The organism is Rossellomorea sp. DUT-2, assembly GCF_052665285.1.
Map to the genome: position 1 here is coordinate 811,068 of NZ_JBQPEO010000002.1, position 15,948 is coordinate 827,015.

Consider the following 15,948-nt stretch of genomic DNA (forward strand, 5'->3'; position numbering starts at 1 on the left):
AAAACTTATGAATACCAGAAATGAAATGAAGACAACCTACTGCCCAAGAAAAAGTTAATTAAAATGATCAAAAAGGCTGCAACATTAAGAAAAGCTAATGACTTACCAAATAGATTTTTTTTAATGCGAAGATATAAATAACTACTATATAAAATTAATAGAATGAATGAACCTACTATTTTCGGATCATACCATAGAAATTCCGGCAGTTTGATGTATGCCCATTGCAGCCCCAATATCAAGCTCAATAGAAGCATGGCTACACCAATGGCGTTCGATATATATGAAATCTTCTCAAGTTTGGACAAATCGCTGATCCGCCATAACCTTTGTCCCCATTTTTTCTCCTTTAACAATTTAAATTGCAGGAGGTAAAGCAGGGAAAACACAAAGGATAGTGAAAAGGCTCCATATGAGAGGATGGCCATCGTAATATGAATCAACAATAATTCAGATACGAGCTGTTCTGCCATCGCCTGTGACTCTACCTGTACCGGCGCAAACGTATGGATCGCCATGATGATGAATCCCAGTACATTTGTGAAGAACACCGTAAAGTCCACTCTTAATAATCGATTGATGACAAGGGACAGGGTGATGAGGACCCAGGCATAAAAATAAAGTCCCTCGAAGATGGTGAGGACCGGAAATCTGCCTGTATTCATCATGTATAGAAATAAAAAGATTGTTTGAAGGATCCAAACAATCGCAAGTAACCAGAAGGCAAACAGATTCGCCTTCCGGTTTTTGTTTAAGAAATCTATAAAGTAAAAGAGAATACTAATAGCATACAGAACAATCATAAGTTCGTGCAGCCTAGTCATCGTTTGTTCAAACATAGACAATAACCTCACTTATGCTTGAAAAGAAGGTTGTGGTACAAGCTTAAGATCGCTCTCAGTCTTTTCATTGGCTGCTTTCACTTGTTTCTGCTCTTGCACTTGTTGTTCAATATTAAAGATATTGATGAATAAATCCAGTTTATCTTCAGCATCAGGAAGTCCGGCGAATTCCTTCGCTTGAAGGATCGGATCCTTCAACAACTGATTGATGATACTCTTCGTATGCTTATTTAACACTTTTCGCTCACGATCCGTTAAGTCAGGCATTTTCCGTTCGATGCTTTCCATTGTTTCAGCTTGGATAGAGAGTGCTTTTTGTCGCAGTGCTGAAATAACCGGAACAACACCAAGCATATTCAACCACTCTTTAAACGCTACAATTTCAGCTTCAATCATGATTTCGATTTCCTCAGCGGCTTTCTTACGCTCAGCCAGGTTCGCCTGAACGATGCCTTCTAAATCGTCGATATCATAAAGGAAAACACTTTCTAATTCTCCGATGGAAGGATCCAGGTCACGAGGTACCGCAATGTCCACCATGAAAAGAGGACGACCCTTTCTCATGCTTTCCACATGTGACATCATCTCTTTAGTGATGACAAAATCCTTTGCACCGGTGGAACTGATCATAATATCAGCCTCTACAAGGGCACATTGAAGCTCCTTCAGAGTTTTCGCATTACCACTGAAACGGTCTGCCAAGGTTTGAGCCTTTTCATACGTACGATTAATGACCGTCACTTTAGTGGCTCCGCTGCCATGAAGGTTTTGGATCGCAAGTTCTCCCATTTTACCGGCACCAAGAATAAGAACATGCTTACCCTCCAGGCTTCCGAATACTTTTTTAGCTAATTCAACGGCTGCATAGCTGACAGACACAGCATTGGAACCGATATCTGTTTCAGAGTGACCCTTTTTGGCTACCGTCACTGCCTGCTTGAACAGATGATTGAATACTGTACCAGTAGCTCCTGACTCTTGTGCATTCAGGAAGCTTGAACGAATTTGTCCGAGGATCTGGGTTTCCCCCAACACCATAGAATTCAATCCGCACGCAACTTTAAAGAGGTGTTCGACTGCTCCTTCTTGTTCATAAATGAAAAGATATGGCGTGAACTCCTCTTTATCTATATCGAACCATTGAGATAAGAAATCTTTAATATAATAACGACCTGTATGAAGCTGATCCACTACTGCATAGACTTCCGTTCTATTACAAGTAGAAACAATCACATTTTCCAGAATGCTCTTCTTTTCCTTTAAAGCCTTCATAGCGAGAGGAAGATCAGTTTCATTGAATGATAAACGCTCACGAATCTCAACAGGGGCCGTTTTGTAATTCAAACCAACGACTATTGTATACATGCTATGCACTACACCCCCAACTAAAATCATTACTCTTATTATAACATGTCCTAAAAAGCTCCTGACCCGTAAATGTGAACAGAAATTGAAACCTAAGTATGATACATTTATTAAGGTAAGAAGGCATGCTTCTTCCGGTACTTGCAAAACATTCATTTCATCATATACATTTAAGATTAATAAAGAATGAACATGAAAGCATTTTCAATTCTAAAAAAATCTTTTATATTTCGACATTCCCTACTAATGTAGGGTACCAAAACAAGCTTAAAGAATCAAGTAATGGAAAGGTTTTTCACCTATTTGGGCTTATCTTTAGTATTATGTATTATTTTCCCTGAAAAAAACAGTATTTAAAACATTTAGTATAAAAGATACGGGAGGAAGAGAATGAGACAACAACAAAGAATTTTCCCAGGAATGATTTTAATCGGCTTCGGAGCATACTTTTACTTACAGCAAGCGAACATTGTCCTGTTCCAGGAGTTTTTTACATGGCCGACATTATTGATGATTGTCGGACTTGCCTTTCTCGGACAGGGATATGGAGGGAGAGATTATGAAGCCATATTACCGGGTACGATCCTCGTTGGATTCGGTCTCCATTTTCACGTAGTCAATAAACTGGAAATCTGGCCGGATCACATGGGTACATTCATTCTGATCATTGCCTTGGGTTTTCTCCTCAGGTATCAGAAAACGAGAGCAGGGCTATTTCAAGGAGTGCTTTTTTTAACCCTGTCTATCATTCTATTATTCTATGATAAAGTGGTGGGATGGTTTGGCTTTATTGGAGGTAATGTGGAGACTGCCTGGGAATTTTGGCCGATTATCGTTATTGGTATCGGCGTCTACTTATTGTTTATAAAGAAAAAATAATTCTATATAATCCATAATAAAAGCCCGGAATTTACTCCGGGCTTTTTGTACGAACGATTATAGAACTGAATCCAGAAATTCTCTTGTCCGCTGCTCTTTTGGAGCGTTGAATAATTCCTGGGGAGGTCCCACTTCCACGATCCTGCCATCGTGCATATACACGACCCAATCGGCTACCTCGCGGGCAAACCCCATTTCATGGGTCACGACGACCATCGTCATCCCCTCTAAAGCAAGCTCCTTCATCGTAGCCAAAACCTCTCCCACCAATTCAGGGTCCAGTGCTGAAGTAGGTTCATCGAAGAGCATGATTTCAGGTTTCATTGCAAGTGCCCTTGCAATGGCCACACGCTGTTTCTGTCCTCCGGATAGCTTGGATGGATAAACATTTTCCTTATCCCCAAGTCCCACCTTCTTTAATAATTCTTTCGCATCCTTTTTTGCTTGGGCCTTCTGCACACCTTTTACGTAAACAGGTGCTTCCATCACATTTTCCAGGACCGTCTTGTGAGGAAATAGGTAGAAATGTTGAAACACCATTCCTACTTTTTGACGGATTTTATTTAAATCATGTGTATCCTGGTTGACTTCATCGCCCTCGATGACAACCCTTCCATTGTCTTTCAGTTCAAGGAAGTTTAAGCAGCGGAGCAATGTACTCTTCCCTGATCCACTGGCTCCAATGAGGCAAACCACATCACTTTCCTTTACGCTGATATCAATGTCCTTCAATACATGTAAATCACCAAAGGATTTATTTAATTTTTCAACTTTAATCATTTCCTGACTCACACTCATCCCTCCCGCATCTTTATTAATCACTAACGGACATCCGTTTTTCTATAATATTGACAATCGTTGAGAATACCAGTACCAGAACCAGATAATAGATCGCTACAACGAGCAGGTAGGTCATGTAATCGAAATTGTTGGAACCAAGCGTCGTTGCCACACTGAACAATTCGAACATCCCTATGAATGATGCAAGAGATGAATCCTTTAATGCAATGATGAACTGATTACCCAGTGGCGGCAGGGCCCGTCTGAATGCCTGGGGTAAAATGATCCTTCTCATGGACAATCCAAGAGACATCCCTAGGGAACGGCCCGCTTCCATTTGTCCTTTATCAATGGATTGAATGGCACCACGGAAAATCTCGGCGATATAAGCCCCATTATGGAAGGCAAGACCCATCACGACAGACCAGAAGCCTGAGATATTCAGTGAAGTCAATCCGAAATAGAAAATGAAGATCTGAACGATTAATGGTGTACCCCTTACAACGAAAATGTATAAATCCGCAATCAGTGACAAAGGCTTGATCCCTGAAATTTTAAGGAAAGCGAAAAACAACCCAATCACAATTGCAATCAGGACAGAAACAAAGGTTAATTGGAATGTTAACAACATCCCTTTAAGAAAAACATCATATGTACCGGCAAAGGTTTCTAAAAAGTGCATGAACTTCCCTCCGTTCAAGTTATATCCCCATTAAGACAAAAAGCGAATGCGCATAGAAGCACATTCGCTCTGTGTCATGCTGCTTTTACTCTTTCTCGGGATCTGATGTGATGTCTGTATTGAAATACTTTTCACTGATTTTCTTCAGCGTTCCGTCTTCTCTTAACGTTTCTAAAGCTTTATTGACTTCATCCAGTAACGCTTCGTTCTCTTTGCTAACAGCGATGGCTTGCTCACTGCGGCCGATCAGCTCACGCGCTTCGATATTCAAATCAGCAGCGATGGCTTCTTTTCCTGTAATGAAGTCGGTGATAACGGCATCATGCTTGCCCTTATTTAATGCTTCTAATGCGACTACGTCACTATCATATTGTTGAACATTGTCCGTTACTCCCTGGGCAGTCTCTGCATAAGTAGATCCCTTGGAAACGGCAATCTCCATTCCTTCCAGGTCATCAAGCGTTTCTACAGTACTGTCCGGACGAACGAAAATCTGCGGACCGGAATAATAATAAGGAGTTGAGAAGTCTACTTCCTTCAAGCGTTCATCCGTGATCGTATGGCTGGCAACTGCCGCATCAAAACGACCGGATTTCACTCCTTCTACAATTCCTGCAAACTTAAATTTCTTCTGTTCTGGTTCAAGACCCATTTCTTTCGCAACGGCTTCTGCCACTTCAATATCGAAACCTGACATGGTTCCATCATTATTAGTTACACTGAATGGCTTAAATTCACCTGAAGCTGCATAAATGAATTTGCCTTCCTCCACTAACTTCGCACCATTTTCCGTTGTGGCTTTGTCGCCGCAAGCTGATAGAAGAAGCACAGAAATGACTAACAAGACTAGGCTTTTCCAATTCTTCACTGGTTAGAGTCCCCCTTATGTAGCTTGTAATATTTTTAATCTTTCATAATTTTATCAACAAAAGAGAAAATTCTCAAAATTCAAATATAGCTTCCACAGCTTATAATTATCCATTTCAGTGGATGAAGAGGATTCAGCTCAGTTACAGGTACATATGCGTCCCTATCCTTTTATTTCCTTTCATATGCTTTAACGTTATAGGCCAATAAACCTTATACGGACTTCAGTAGACCCTCTTTTATACTACTTTTAAGCTATCATGGCGCTGTCATTATTTAGTAATAAAAAATCTGTATCGTAAAGGTTGTTATTTACAACATAAGATCTGCATAAGCTCTGTCAATCAGTGTGTGCTGGATGGTGAGGGGAACCGCTCCGCTTTCCGCGGATGTTCGGCCGAGCCTCCTCAGCTTCGCTTCCGGGGTCTCGGCACGACCATACTTCCGCAGGAGTCTACGCAGTTCCCCTCACCATCTATAAAAGTATTTTTCGTGACAGAGCTCAGTAGTGATAATAGCAATCGGTAAAACAGGATCTCTACAATAGGAGTTAATATCGACCGCTCAGCAATTTGAAAAAATGCATGTGTTGTTAAAACGAGTAGGTATTTATATTTGGCTTTTTCAAGAGACCCATGCATAGAGTTGATTGGAGCGGAAGGTGCTCGACTCCTGCGGGAAAAGCGGGAAAGTTGAGACCCCGCAGGGCAAAGCCCGAGGAGGCTCAACTCACGCCCCGCGGAAAGCCGAGCACCTGGAGCGGAAATCAACCACTACTTCCCCTTTAGAAAGCAAAAAGAACCGAATTCCACATATGCGGAATTCGGTTCTTTTAAGCTTATTTATAATAAGACTTGATGGCGTCCCAGGCTTTGTCTTTTCCAAGGCCTGTTTCGGAAGAGAACATGATGAGATCGTCTTCACTGTCCATGTTCAGGGTTTCTTTTGTAACTTTCAGGTGCTTCTGCCATTTGCCTTTCGGGATCTTATCCGCTTTGGTGGCGATGACGATGCATGGAAGCCCATGATGTTTGAGGAAATCATACATCATGACATCATCATTGGTCGGTGCATGACGCAAGTCCACGATCAGGATAACCGCTCTTAGCTGTTCACGGGAAGTGATGTAGGTTTCAATCATCTTCCCCCATGCTTCCCGTTCTGTTTTGGAAACTTTGGCAAAACCGTAACCAGGTACGTCCACATAATAGAGGGTTTCTTCTATTTTATAGAAGTTCAGCGTCTGGGTTTTACCCGGCTTGGATGAAATCCTTGCCATGCTCTTACGACCGATCATTTTATTGATGAATGAGGATTTCCCTACGTTCGAGCGTCCCGCTAAGGCAAACTCGGGAAGGATATCGCCAGGATATTGTTCAGGCCTGACTGCACTGATGACTAGCTCAACTTGATTTACTTTCACTTCTTTTCACCTACTAATGCTTTCTCTAAGACTTCATCGATATGGGCTACAAGGATGAACGTTAATTCTCCCCTTACACTCTCAGGAATATCGTCAATATCCTTTTCATTATCTTTCGGAAGGATAATCGTTTTAATTCCGGCACGATGCGCGCTTAATGTTTTTTCTTTCACTCCTCCGATTGGAAGTACTCTTCCTCTCAGAGTCATTTCACCTGTCATTCCTACTTCACGATTGACGTATTTACCTGTCAGTGCGGATACGAGTGCCGTCGTAATGGTAATCCCTGCTGAAGGACCGTCTTTCGGGACTGCTCCTTCAGGAACGTGGATGTGAATGTCATGTTTCTCATGGAATGACTCGTCGATCCCAAGGTCTTTCGCTTTCGAACGAACATAACTAAATGCCGTCTGAGCGGATTCCTTCATGACATCTCCCAATTTACCTGTCAGCACAAGCTTTCCTTTACCAGGGGCTAAAGATACCTCGATCTGCAAAGTATCTCCGCCAACGGTCGTGTAAGCAAGACCTGTTGAAACTCCGATTTGGTTTTCTATTTCTGCTTGACCATAACGGAACTTTTTCTTCCCCAGGAACTCCTCAATATTACTGGACGTAATCACGACTCGCTTCTTCTCACCAGAGACAATGATCTTCGCCGTTTTTCTACAAAGGGCTGCAAGGTGGCGTTCTAAACTTCTCACCCCTGCCTCTCTTGTGTAATAGCGAACAATATCGACAATCGCTTCATCCCTCACTTGAAGCTTCGATTTGTTTAAGCCATGATCTTTGATCTGCTTATCTAATAAATGATGCTTCGCGATATTTAATTTTTCAAGCTCTGTATAACCTGCAATCGTAATGATCTCCATTCTGTCTCGGAGTGGTCCTGGAATGGTCGATAAATCATTCGCCGTTGCGATGAACATGACCTTCGATAAATCATACGTTTCTTCAATATAGTGATCACTGAAGTTCGAGTTCTGCTCTGGATCAAGTACTTCAAGCATGGCAGAAGAAGGATCACCTCTGAAGTCACTTGACATCTTGTCAATTTCATCAAGGAGGAAGACTGGGTTGATGGTACCTGCTTTTTTCATGCCACGAATGATTCTTCCAGGCATCGCACCGACATACGTACGTCTGTGACCTCTGATCTCAGATTCATCCCGAACGCCTCCAAGGGAAATCCGGACAAAGTTTCGACCCAGTGATTCAGCCACGGAGCGGGCTAAGCTGGTTTTCCCGACACCGGGAGGTCCGGCAAGACACAGGATAGGTCCTTTAAGGGATCGTGTTAACTGTTGAACAGCCAAGTATTCAAGCACTCTCTCTTTTACCTTTTCAAGGCCATAATGATCCCGGTTTAAAATCTGTTCGGAACGCTTGATATCCAATTGATCTTCTGTTTCAGTCGACCAAGGCAGGGATACAAGCCATTCAATGTAATTGCGGATCACAGAGCTTTCAGCAGAGCTTGATGGCACTTTCTCATAGCGCGCTAACTCTTTCAATACAGTTCTTTCAACGTCCTCCGGCATATCAGCTTGTTCAATCTTAGACGTTAAATCTTCAATTTCACCGGTTTTTCCTTCTTTGTCGCCTAATTCTTTTTGAATGGCTTTCATTTGCTCCCGTAAATAGTACTCTTTTTGGGTTCTTTCCATGGAACGCTTCACACGCTGCCCGATTTTCTTCTCAAGGCTAAGCACTTCTTTTTCATTGTTGATGGTCTCGATCACCATTTGAAGACGTTTCTTAATATCCAGTGTTTCAAGAACGTTTTGCTTTTCTTTCATTTTCAGCGGAAGATGGGAGGCGACGATATCCGCCAGTCTACCCGGCTCTTCAATATCTGAAACAGTTGAATACGTTTCTGCTGAAACTTTTTTGGATAGCTTTATGTATTGTTCGAAATAATTCAATAACGTCCTCATTAAAGCGTCTGTTTCTGATTCTTTCACTTCGGAATCTTTGAATTCCTTGATTTCCACTTCATAAAAGTCTTTTTGCTCAGTAAATGTTTCAATAGACGCCCTGTTTAAACCTTCAACCAGAACTCTGATCGTTCCATTCGGTAATTTAAGCATCTGCTTTACCTTTGTAAGAGTCCCCATCTCGTAAAAATCTTCTTGTGCTGGCTCATCTATATTCATATCTCTTTGAGTGGTTAAGAAAATTAAATGATCATCCATCATTGCTTTTTCTAAAGCTTGTACGGAGCGCTCACGTCCAACATCTAAATGTAAGACCATTGTTGGATACACAAGTAAGCCTCTTAATGGAAGGAGGGGAACCGTTAAATTATTTTGATTTGCCACATATAACACCTCCGAATTTTGCTCTAAGTCTTTGTACAATTCTAACTTATTTACTAGGTAGTGTCTATTAAATAGGTATTTACAACTTTATTCAATCCGTTTACCGCTTATTCCATTTCTCTTCCATTCAAAAACAAACCGATTCGGATAGACCCGAATCGGTCAACAGTCTATACACTTTTCTTATTTTGTTCTGTTATGAGATCCGTTTGCTGTGGCGTTTCCTTCATAAGAGCAAGATCCAATACTTCTTTAAGCTGTTTCACAGGAATCACTTCAATCCCCTCAATTTCACTTAACATGGCTTGATGATTATCATAAGGGATGATCGCTATTGTGGCACCAGCCAATTTCGCGCCCTTCACTTTCGCGGTCACACCTCCGACTGGTTTTACAAGACCGTGGATACTGATCTCACCGGTAACAGCAATGGTATGTTTCACTGGGATACGGTAAATGGCAGAGTAGATGCCAAGTGCCATGGCGATTCCGGCAGAAGGTCCGTCTACAGGGACTCCACCAGGAAAGTTCACATGAATATCATATTGATCAGCAGGTACTCCCATAGAACGAAGCACCGTAATCACATTTTCGATGGAGCCTTTCGCCATGCTTTTTCTTCGGACTGATTTACTACGATCCCCAATGCTTTCTTCTTCCACTATTCCCGTCACATTGATCAGGCCTTTATCCGTTGCCGGGATCACCGTTACTTCAATCTCGAGTAGTGAACCCGTATTAGGGCCTGTGACGGCTAACCCATTTACCAGGCCGATTGTTGCTTGTTCATTGATTTTTTTCTGATAGCGGGGAGAAAGCTGACTGGATTGGATGATCCACTCCAGTTCATGATCAAAGATTTCTTTTCTGTTTTCTGTAATGGCCACTCCAGCTGCAATCTGGACCATATTAACCGCTTCGCGTCCATTACGGGCATAGGAGGCAAGCGTTTCAAGACCCTTGTCACTAATCGCCATCTCCACTTTTCCAACGGCTCTTGCAGCTACTTTTTTCACTTCATCATGTTCAAGCTCTCTAAAGAAAACTTCCATACATCTCGAGCGGATGGCCGGCGGGATTTCACTTGGGGTACGGGTGGTCGCACCGATTAAACGGAAATCTGCCGGAAGGCCATTTTTGAATATATCATGTATGTGGGTGGGGATTTGATGATTTTCTTCATTATAATAGGCACTTTCAAGAAACACTCTGCGATCTTCCAGTACTTTTAATAACTTATTCATTTGGATAGGATGCAATTCTCCTATTTCATCAATGAACAATACTCCTCCATGGGCATTCGTTACAGCCCCTTGCTTCGGCTGGGGAATCCCCGCTTGTCCCATGGCTCCCGCTCCTTGGTATATAGGATCATGAACAGACCCAATCAAAGGATCGGCAATTCCCCGTTCATCGAAACGTGCGGTTGTGGCATCCAGTTCAACAAAGACAGCGGCAGGTTTAAAAGGAGATTTTATATTCTTCTTGGCTTCTTCCAAGACCAGACGGGCAGCTGCGGTTTTCCCGACTCCAGGCGGACCATAGATGATCACATGCTGAGGGTTCGGACTGCATAAGGCTGCTTTCAGGGCTTTTATTCCATCTTCCTGGCCAACAATATCTTCAAAGCTTGATGGTCTTACTTTTTCTGCAAGAGGTTCAGTTAATGAAATGGATCTCATCTTTCGTAACTCTTCCATTTCTTTTTTTGATTCACGATCAATGGAAACTTTTTGCGTTCGCTGATTTTTCAATAGGTTCCAGAAGTACAATCCAATGATGATTCCGAAGAATAATTGGATAAACAAAGCGATGCTAGTAAAGCTCATTCGTCTCCCTCCAAGTAGATACAAGTTGTTATCGGTTAGTATCTCCTTGACCCTGTGGGAATAAACAAAAAAATTCTGGTTCAAAAATGAGTAAAATTAATAAATATGGAACGACTACTGATGGTAAATAAGAGATTGTATTAAAACAAAGTCCGTTCCTTTCCGCTCCAGGCACTTGCTTTCCGCGGGGAGGAAGTCGAGCCTCCTCGTGCTTTGCCCTGCGAGGTCTCGACCTTTCCTCTATTTCCCGCAGGAGTCAAGTGCCTTCCGCTACAATCCACTCTGTGCTTGTATTCCGACTGCCTAATGACAGAGATAAACAAAAAACTCTTATTTGTAGATAGGTTGAGGGGTTATTCCAATACCATCTACAAAGGAGCAGCAAACAATCTCAATATGATAGCTCCTATATTAAATTTCAATGCAATGACAGAGGGTCTCCTGTACATCTGTTCACGAATCAAAAAAGCCAAGAATGATAAATCATTCTTGGCTTTACTTTAAGCTGTTAGGCTGATGTTTTTTCTTCGTTCGGGTCGATCATGGTTCCATCTTCGAGCATTAGGTGTGGCGCCGCATCTTCAAGGATGGTTTCTTTTGTAATGATACATTTTTTAATATCATCACGGGAAGGAAGATCGAACATTACATCCAGCATCATGGTTTCGATGATAGAACGTAGTCCGCGGGCACCCGTTTTACGCTCGATTGCTTTTTTAGAGATTTCAAGCAGGGCATCTTCAGTGAACTCAAGCTCGACATCATCTAGTTCAAGCATTTTTTGATATTGTTTTACTAGCGCATTTTTTGGTTTTGTCAGGATTTCAACTAGTGCTTCTTCATCAAGAGGCTCGAGGCTTGAAATCACAGGTAAACGACCGATGAATTCTGGGATTAATCCAAACTTCAATAGATCTTCAGGTACAACTTTAGAAAGAAGGGATTTATCTTCTTTTACTTCTGCGCTTTTAGGATCAGAACCGAAACCAATCACCTTTTGACCTAGGCGGCGTTTAATGATTTGTTCGATTCCATCAAATGCTCCACCACAAATGAATAGTACATTGGACGTATCGATTTGGATGAATTCCTGATGAGGATGCTTACGACCACCCTGAGGAGGAACGCTTGCTACCGTACCTTCAAGAATTTTCAAAAGTGCCTGCTGAACACCTTCACCTGAAACGTCTCTAGTGATTGATGGATTTTCAGATTTACGTGCTACTTTATCGATTTCATCGATGTAGATGATTCCTTTTTCAGCTTTTTCTACATCGTAATCAGCTGCCTGGATCAATTTCAATAGAATATTCTCTACGTCTTCCCCTACGTAACCAGCTTCAGTCAGTGAAGTGGCGTCAGCAATGGCGAAAGGAACGTTAAGAATACGAGCAAGTGTTTGAGCCAGTAATGTTTTACCACTACCTGTCGGCCCGATCATCGCAATATTACTCTTGGACAGTTCAACGTCATCGACTTTACTGCTTGAGTTGATACGCTTGTAGTGGTTGTATACGGCTACAGCCAGAGATTTCTTTGCCTGGTCCTGACCAATTACGTATTCGTCCAGGATTTCCCGAATTTCACGAGGTTTCGGAACGTCTTTAAATTCTACTTCTTCTTCCGTACCAAGCTCTTCTTCTACGATCTCTGTGCAAAGTTCGATACATTCATCACAGATGTACACACCTGGTCCAGCGACTAGTTTACGAACTTGGTCTTGTGTTTTTCCGCAAAAAGAACATTTTAGTTGTCCTTTTTCATCATTAAATTTAAACAATGATTTTCACCCCTTAGTTAAAACTTCATAAAATCGTGCTCTGTTTTCAATAAACGAACGATTTCTTACATCCCATTACCTAAAGTTATGTACTGCATTTTATCATATTATATGTTCGTAAAGAAATTGATACGATTCTTAAGAATCATCTTATTATGTAACACGCATTTTAGCAAATATTTTACATTGCTAGTTAGTATCTTGTCCAATTGAAGTCAGGTAATGTAAGAAATCTAATTATGTATATTCCTGGTGAAAAATAATGCAACCCCGTTTAATAAGCTTTTTCCAAAAATAGTGGTTCTTATTCTTGTTTGTTGGATAAAGTTTCTTATTAGATAGAGTATAGTATTTTGGCTCATTTTGCCACAGAAACAAAAAACGCCTGGAGCAAACTCGTTTGCTCCTACACATAAGTTCGAAGTGAAGCTTAGTGTAGTGGAGATTTTGGCTCATTTATGCCACCATCCTCAAAAACGATAGAGCAAACCAGTCTGCTCTTTCGCTTTTGAGGATGGTGGCTACTTTTCAGCAAAGCTGAAAAGCGTGTGAAACATTCGTTTCACACGAATGAGTCAAAATCTAGCAGGATCTTCATTTCATTGTACAAAACAAGGCACGAATGATTCGCGCCTTGTTTGCTATTTTTATTATGCTACAGTTTTGCTGTTTTCAACAAGGAATTCTACTGCTTTACGTACTTTAAGGTCAGCTTTAAGTGTGTCAAGGCCGCCTAGTGCTTGTTTGATGTTGTCAGCAGACATGTTGTATTGTTCAGCCATTTTATTTACTTCTTCTTCTGCTTCTTCGTCGGTTACTTCAAGGTTTTCAGCTGCAGCGATTGCTTCCAGTGTAAGGTTTGTGCGAACGCGTTTACCAGCATCTTCTTTCATTTGACCTTTAAGATCTTCTTCTGATTGACCAGAGAATTGGAAGTAAAGGTCAAGGTTCATACCTTGCATTTGTAGACGCTGTTCGAATTCTTGCATCATGCGGTCCACTTCAGCTGTAACCATTACTTCTGGAATTTCAACTTCAGCATTGTCAGAAGCTTTATTTACAAGAGTTTCACGAACGGCTGTTTCAGCTTCGTTCTTTTTAGACTCTTGAAGACGTTTTTCGATTTTTTCTTTTAGTTCAGCAAGCGTTTCAACTTCTTCGTCAGCGTCTTTAGCGAACTCGTCATCTAATGCCGGAAGTTCTTTCGCTTTGATTTCGTGAACTTTCACTTTGAATGTTGCAGGCTTACCAGCAAGTTCAGCAGCATGGTATTCTTCAGGGAAGTTAACCTCTACTTCTTTCTCTTCTCCAGATGCAACCCCGATTAACTGCTCTTCGAAACCTGGGATGAATTGACCTGAACCTAATTCAAGAGAATAGTTCTCAGCTTGGCCGCCTTCGAATGCTTCACCGTCAACGAATCCTTCGAAATCCATTGTTACAGTGTCGCCTTCTTCAGCTTTTCCTTCTTCTTTTACAGCTAGTTCAGCTTGTTTTTCTTGAAGTGAAGTAAGTTCAGCTTCTACATCTTCAGCTGTTACTTCTGTTTCCATTTTTTCTACTTCAAGACCTTTGTATTCACCAAGTTTCACTTCTGGTTTCACTTGTACTTTAGCAGTGAAGATCAGATCTTTGCCTTTTTCCATTTGCTCAACATCGATTTCCGGACGGTCGATTGGATCGATTCCCGTTTCTTCGATTGCTTTCGCATATGCTTCAGGTAAGATGAAATCTAATGCATCTTGGTAAAGTGATTCAACACCAAAACGTTTTTCAAACATTCCGCGAGGCATTTTCCCTTTACGGAATCCTGGTACGTTAACTTGTTTTACAACCTTTTTGAATGCTGCGTCCAAACCTTCGTTTACTTTTGCAGCTTCAACTTCAATTGTAAGTACTCCTTGGTTTCCTTCTTGCTTTTCCCATTTTGCAGACATACTGTTCCCTCCAACAATCTATAATTGATCTTGTATTTTTACGCATAGTAGTAGATAGTCCCGTATGAATCTAGCACTATCATCGTAAATATATGAAAAACTTTTACATTACAACCATTACATTATAACATACAGCCACTGGCTTTCAACAGAGAGCATTTAAATATTAGGAGAGGAAATTTCCTCTAGTTCCGTAATTCTTGTAAGAATCCACTGAGATTGTGTGTTTTCAACCTGGTCTTTTAACTCTTCTTCAAGGATTGCATCGGCAAACATCCCTGCCGTATAGTAAGCATACACCGAAGCGATTGCTTTCGGTTCCTCCTCAAGTGTAAAAGGATAGAGAAGGAAGGTATGCCTTTTCAGTAATTCTTGAGCGTGCTGAAATAGCGTAGGATTCGTTTGGGCCAGAAGATCGTCCAATGAGTCTGTGACCATCTTATAGAAATCAGACTCGAACACATCTTCCAATGCGGCAGGAGACACCCGCTCCTCCAAGCCGAACTTTGCTACATCTACTTCTTTATCCATTCCATGCTCTCTTAAAACATTTAAGATCATCGTTTGCAGAAATGGATGGGCGGACGGGTCCTTTAAAACCGCTTGTAACTCCCCGATGAACGGTTGAATGTTACGATGAACCAGCTGTGCCACGATCAACGTCTGTTCCTCCAGGCTCTTCCCGGATAAGATAGACGATTGATCCTCTTCTGATGCTCCTTCTTCAGGAATTGACGCTTTTCCGTTCACTACTTTTTCACTGAATTGGAGAAGCTTCCTGAAATGTTCTTCCTTTTCAAAGGGCACTTCTTTTTCATCAAACAGGACGTTGATTGTGTCGACCACTTCCCTGTGCTGATGAAGCTGGATGAGAATCATCAAATACATATCAACGACTTCGAAATAGTCCCCGATCCCTTCAAGGAGCATCTCTTTACATATGGACCTGGCTTTGTCGTACTGCTTGCTTTCATAAAGAGATAGCACGAGTGCAGTATTAATATCGGGATTATCAGGTTCTAATTCATAGGCTTGCGTGAGCAACTGAGAGGATTCATGAACCTCTCCTTTCTCAAGTGCCTGCACACCCTTTTCCAGCAAACGATCCTTCAATCCTGGAAAAGGGATGATTTTTCCTTTATGGTTTCCCTTAGTCATAAAACGTACCTGCCTATATTTTTTAGTTGCCTTTAGTTTAGCACGATATCTTTTGGATAACAAAAAAAGCCTACCCTTTATAGGT

General features: G+C 41.5%; 12 protein-coding genes. 1 reads left to right on the forward strand and 11 read right to left on the reverse strand.

The genetic code is table 11. The features are described 5' to 3' along the window. Nucleotides 1-5: 5 nt before the first annotated feature. Entirely contained in the window at nt 6-839 is an 834-nt protein-coding gene (ccsA, locus tag ACOSV2_RS09905; RefSeq protein ID WP_113969521.1) for a cytochrome c biogenesis protein, read from the reverse strand. Between the two features lie 15 nt (nt 840-854). Continuing rightward, nucleotides 855-2,207 (reverse strand): glutamyl-tRNA reductase, encoded by a 1,353-nt coding sequence (hemA, locus tag ACOSV2_RS09910; protein WP_428974932.1) that lies wholly within the window; start codon nt 2,205-2,207, stop codon nt 855-857. 390 nt (nt 2,208-2,597) lie between these two features. On the opposite strand from hemA, the gene ACOSV2_RS09915 reads away from it, so the two are divergent. Further along, entirely contained in the window at nt 2,598-3,086 is a 489-nt protein-coding gene (locus ACOSV2_RS09915) for a LiaI-LiaF-like domain-containing protein (protein ID WP_113969524.1), read from the forward strand. Nucleotides 3,087-3,143: 57 nt separating this feature from the next. Here ACOSV2_RS09915 and ACOSV2_RS09920 read toward each other — a convergent pair whose 3' ends face one another. The 9 genes from ACOSV2_RS09920 to ACOSV2_RS09960 all read right to left on the reverse strand — a co-directional run bounded on the left by ACOSV2_RS09920 (nt 3,144) and on the right by ACOSV2_RS09960 (nt 15,863). Next, on the reverse strand, nt 3,144-3,866 hold the full coding sequence (locus ACOSV2_RS09920) for an amino acid ABC transporter ATP-binding protein (protein WP_428975099.1): 723 nt from the start codon (nt 3,864-3,866) through the stop codon (nt 3,144-3,146). Nucleotides 3,867-3,900: 34 nt separating this feature from the next. Beyond that, entirely contained in the window at nt 3,901-4,548 is a 648-nt protein-coding gene (locus ACOSV2_RS09925) for an amino acid ABC transporter permease (protein ID WP_113969525.1), read from the reverse strand. A gap of 85 nt (nt 4,549-4,633) precedes the next feature. Beyond that, the gene (locus ACOSV2_RS09930) at nt 4,634-5,416 is read right to left on the reverse strand and encodes a transporter substrate-binding domain-containing protein (protein ID WP_428974933.1); all 783 of its coding nucleotides are present in this window, start codon (nt 5,414-5,416) and stop codon (nt 4,634-4,636) included. Nucleotides 5,417-6,253: 837 nt separating this feature from the next. After that, a complete protein-coding gene (yihA, locus tag ACOSV2_RS09935; protein ID WP_428974934.1) occupies nt 6,254-6,838 on the reverse strand; it encodes a ribosome biogenesis GTP-binding protein YihA/YsxC in 585 nt (194 codons plus the stop codon). Then, nucleotides 6,835-9,159 carry an endopeptidase La gene (lon, locus tag ACOSV2_RS09940; protein WP_113969528.1) on the reverse strand — a complete coding sequence of 775 codons (2,325 nt, stop codon included), beginning with the start codon at nt 9,157-9,159 and terminating at the stop codon, nt 6,835-6,837. The genes yihA and lon overlap by 4 nt, the downstream gene beginning before the upstream one ends. Before the next feature lie 170 nt (nt 9,160-9,329). Then, nucleotides 9,330-10,988, reverse strand: a complete 1,659-nt coding sequence (lonB, locus tag ACOSV2_RS09945; RefSeq protein WP_428974935.1) for an ATP-dependent protease LonB — start codon at nt 10,986-10,988, stop codon at nt 9,330-9,332. Nucleotides 10,989-11,496: 508 nt separating this feature from the next. After that, on the reverse strand, nt 11,497-12,768 hold the full coding sequence (gene clpX, locus ACOSV2_RS09950; RefSeq protein WP_397552039.1) for an ATP-dependent protease ATP-binding subunit ClpX: 1,272 nt from the start codon (nt 12,766-12,768) through the stop codon (nt 11,497-11,499). Nucleotides 12,769-13,418: 650 nt separating this feature from the next. Beyond that, on the reverse strand, nt 13,419-14,705 hold the full coding sequence (tig, locus tag ACOSV2_RS09955) for a trigger factor (RefSeq protein ID WP_428974936.1): 1,287 nt from the start codon (nt 14,703-14,705) through the stop codon (nt 13,419-13,421). A 159-nt stretch (nt 14,706-14,864) separates the two neighbouring features. Continuing rightward, nucleotides 14,865-15,863 (reverse strand): tetratricopeptide repeat protein, encoded by a 999-nt coding sequence (locus tag ACOSV2_RS09960; protein WP_428974937.1) that lies wholly within the window; start codon nt 15,861-15,863, stop codon nt 14,865-14,867. Between the last annotated feature and the right edge of the window lie 85 nt (nt 15,864-15,948).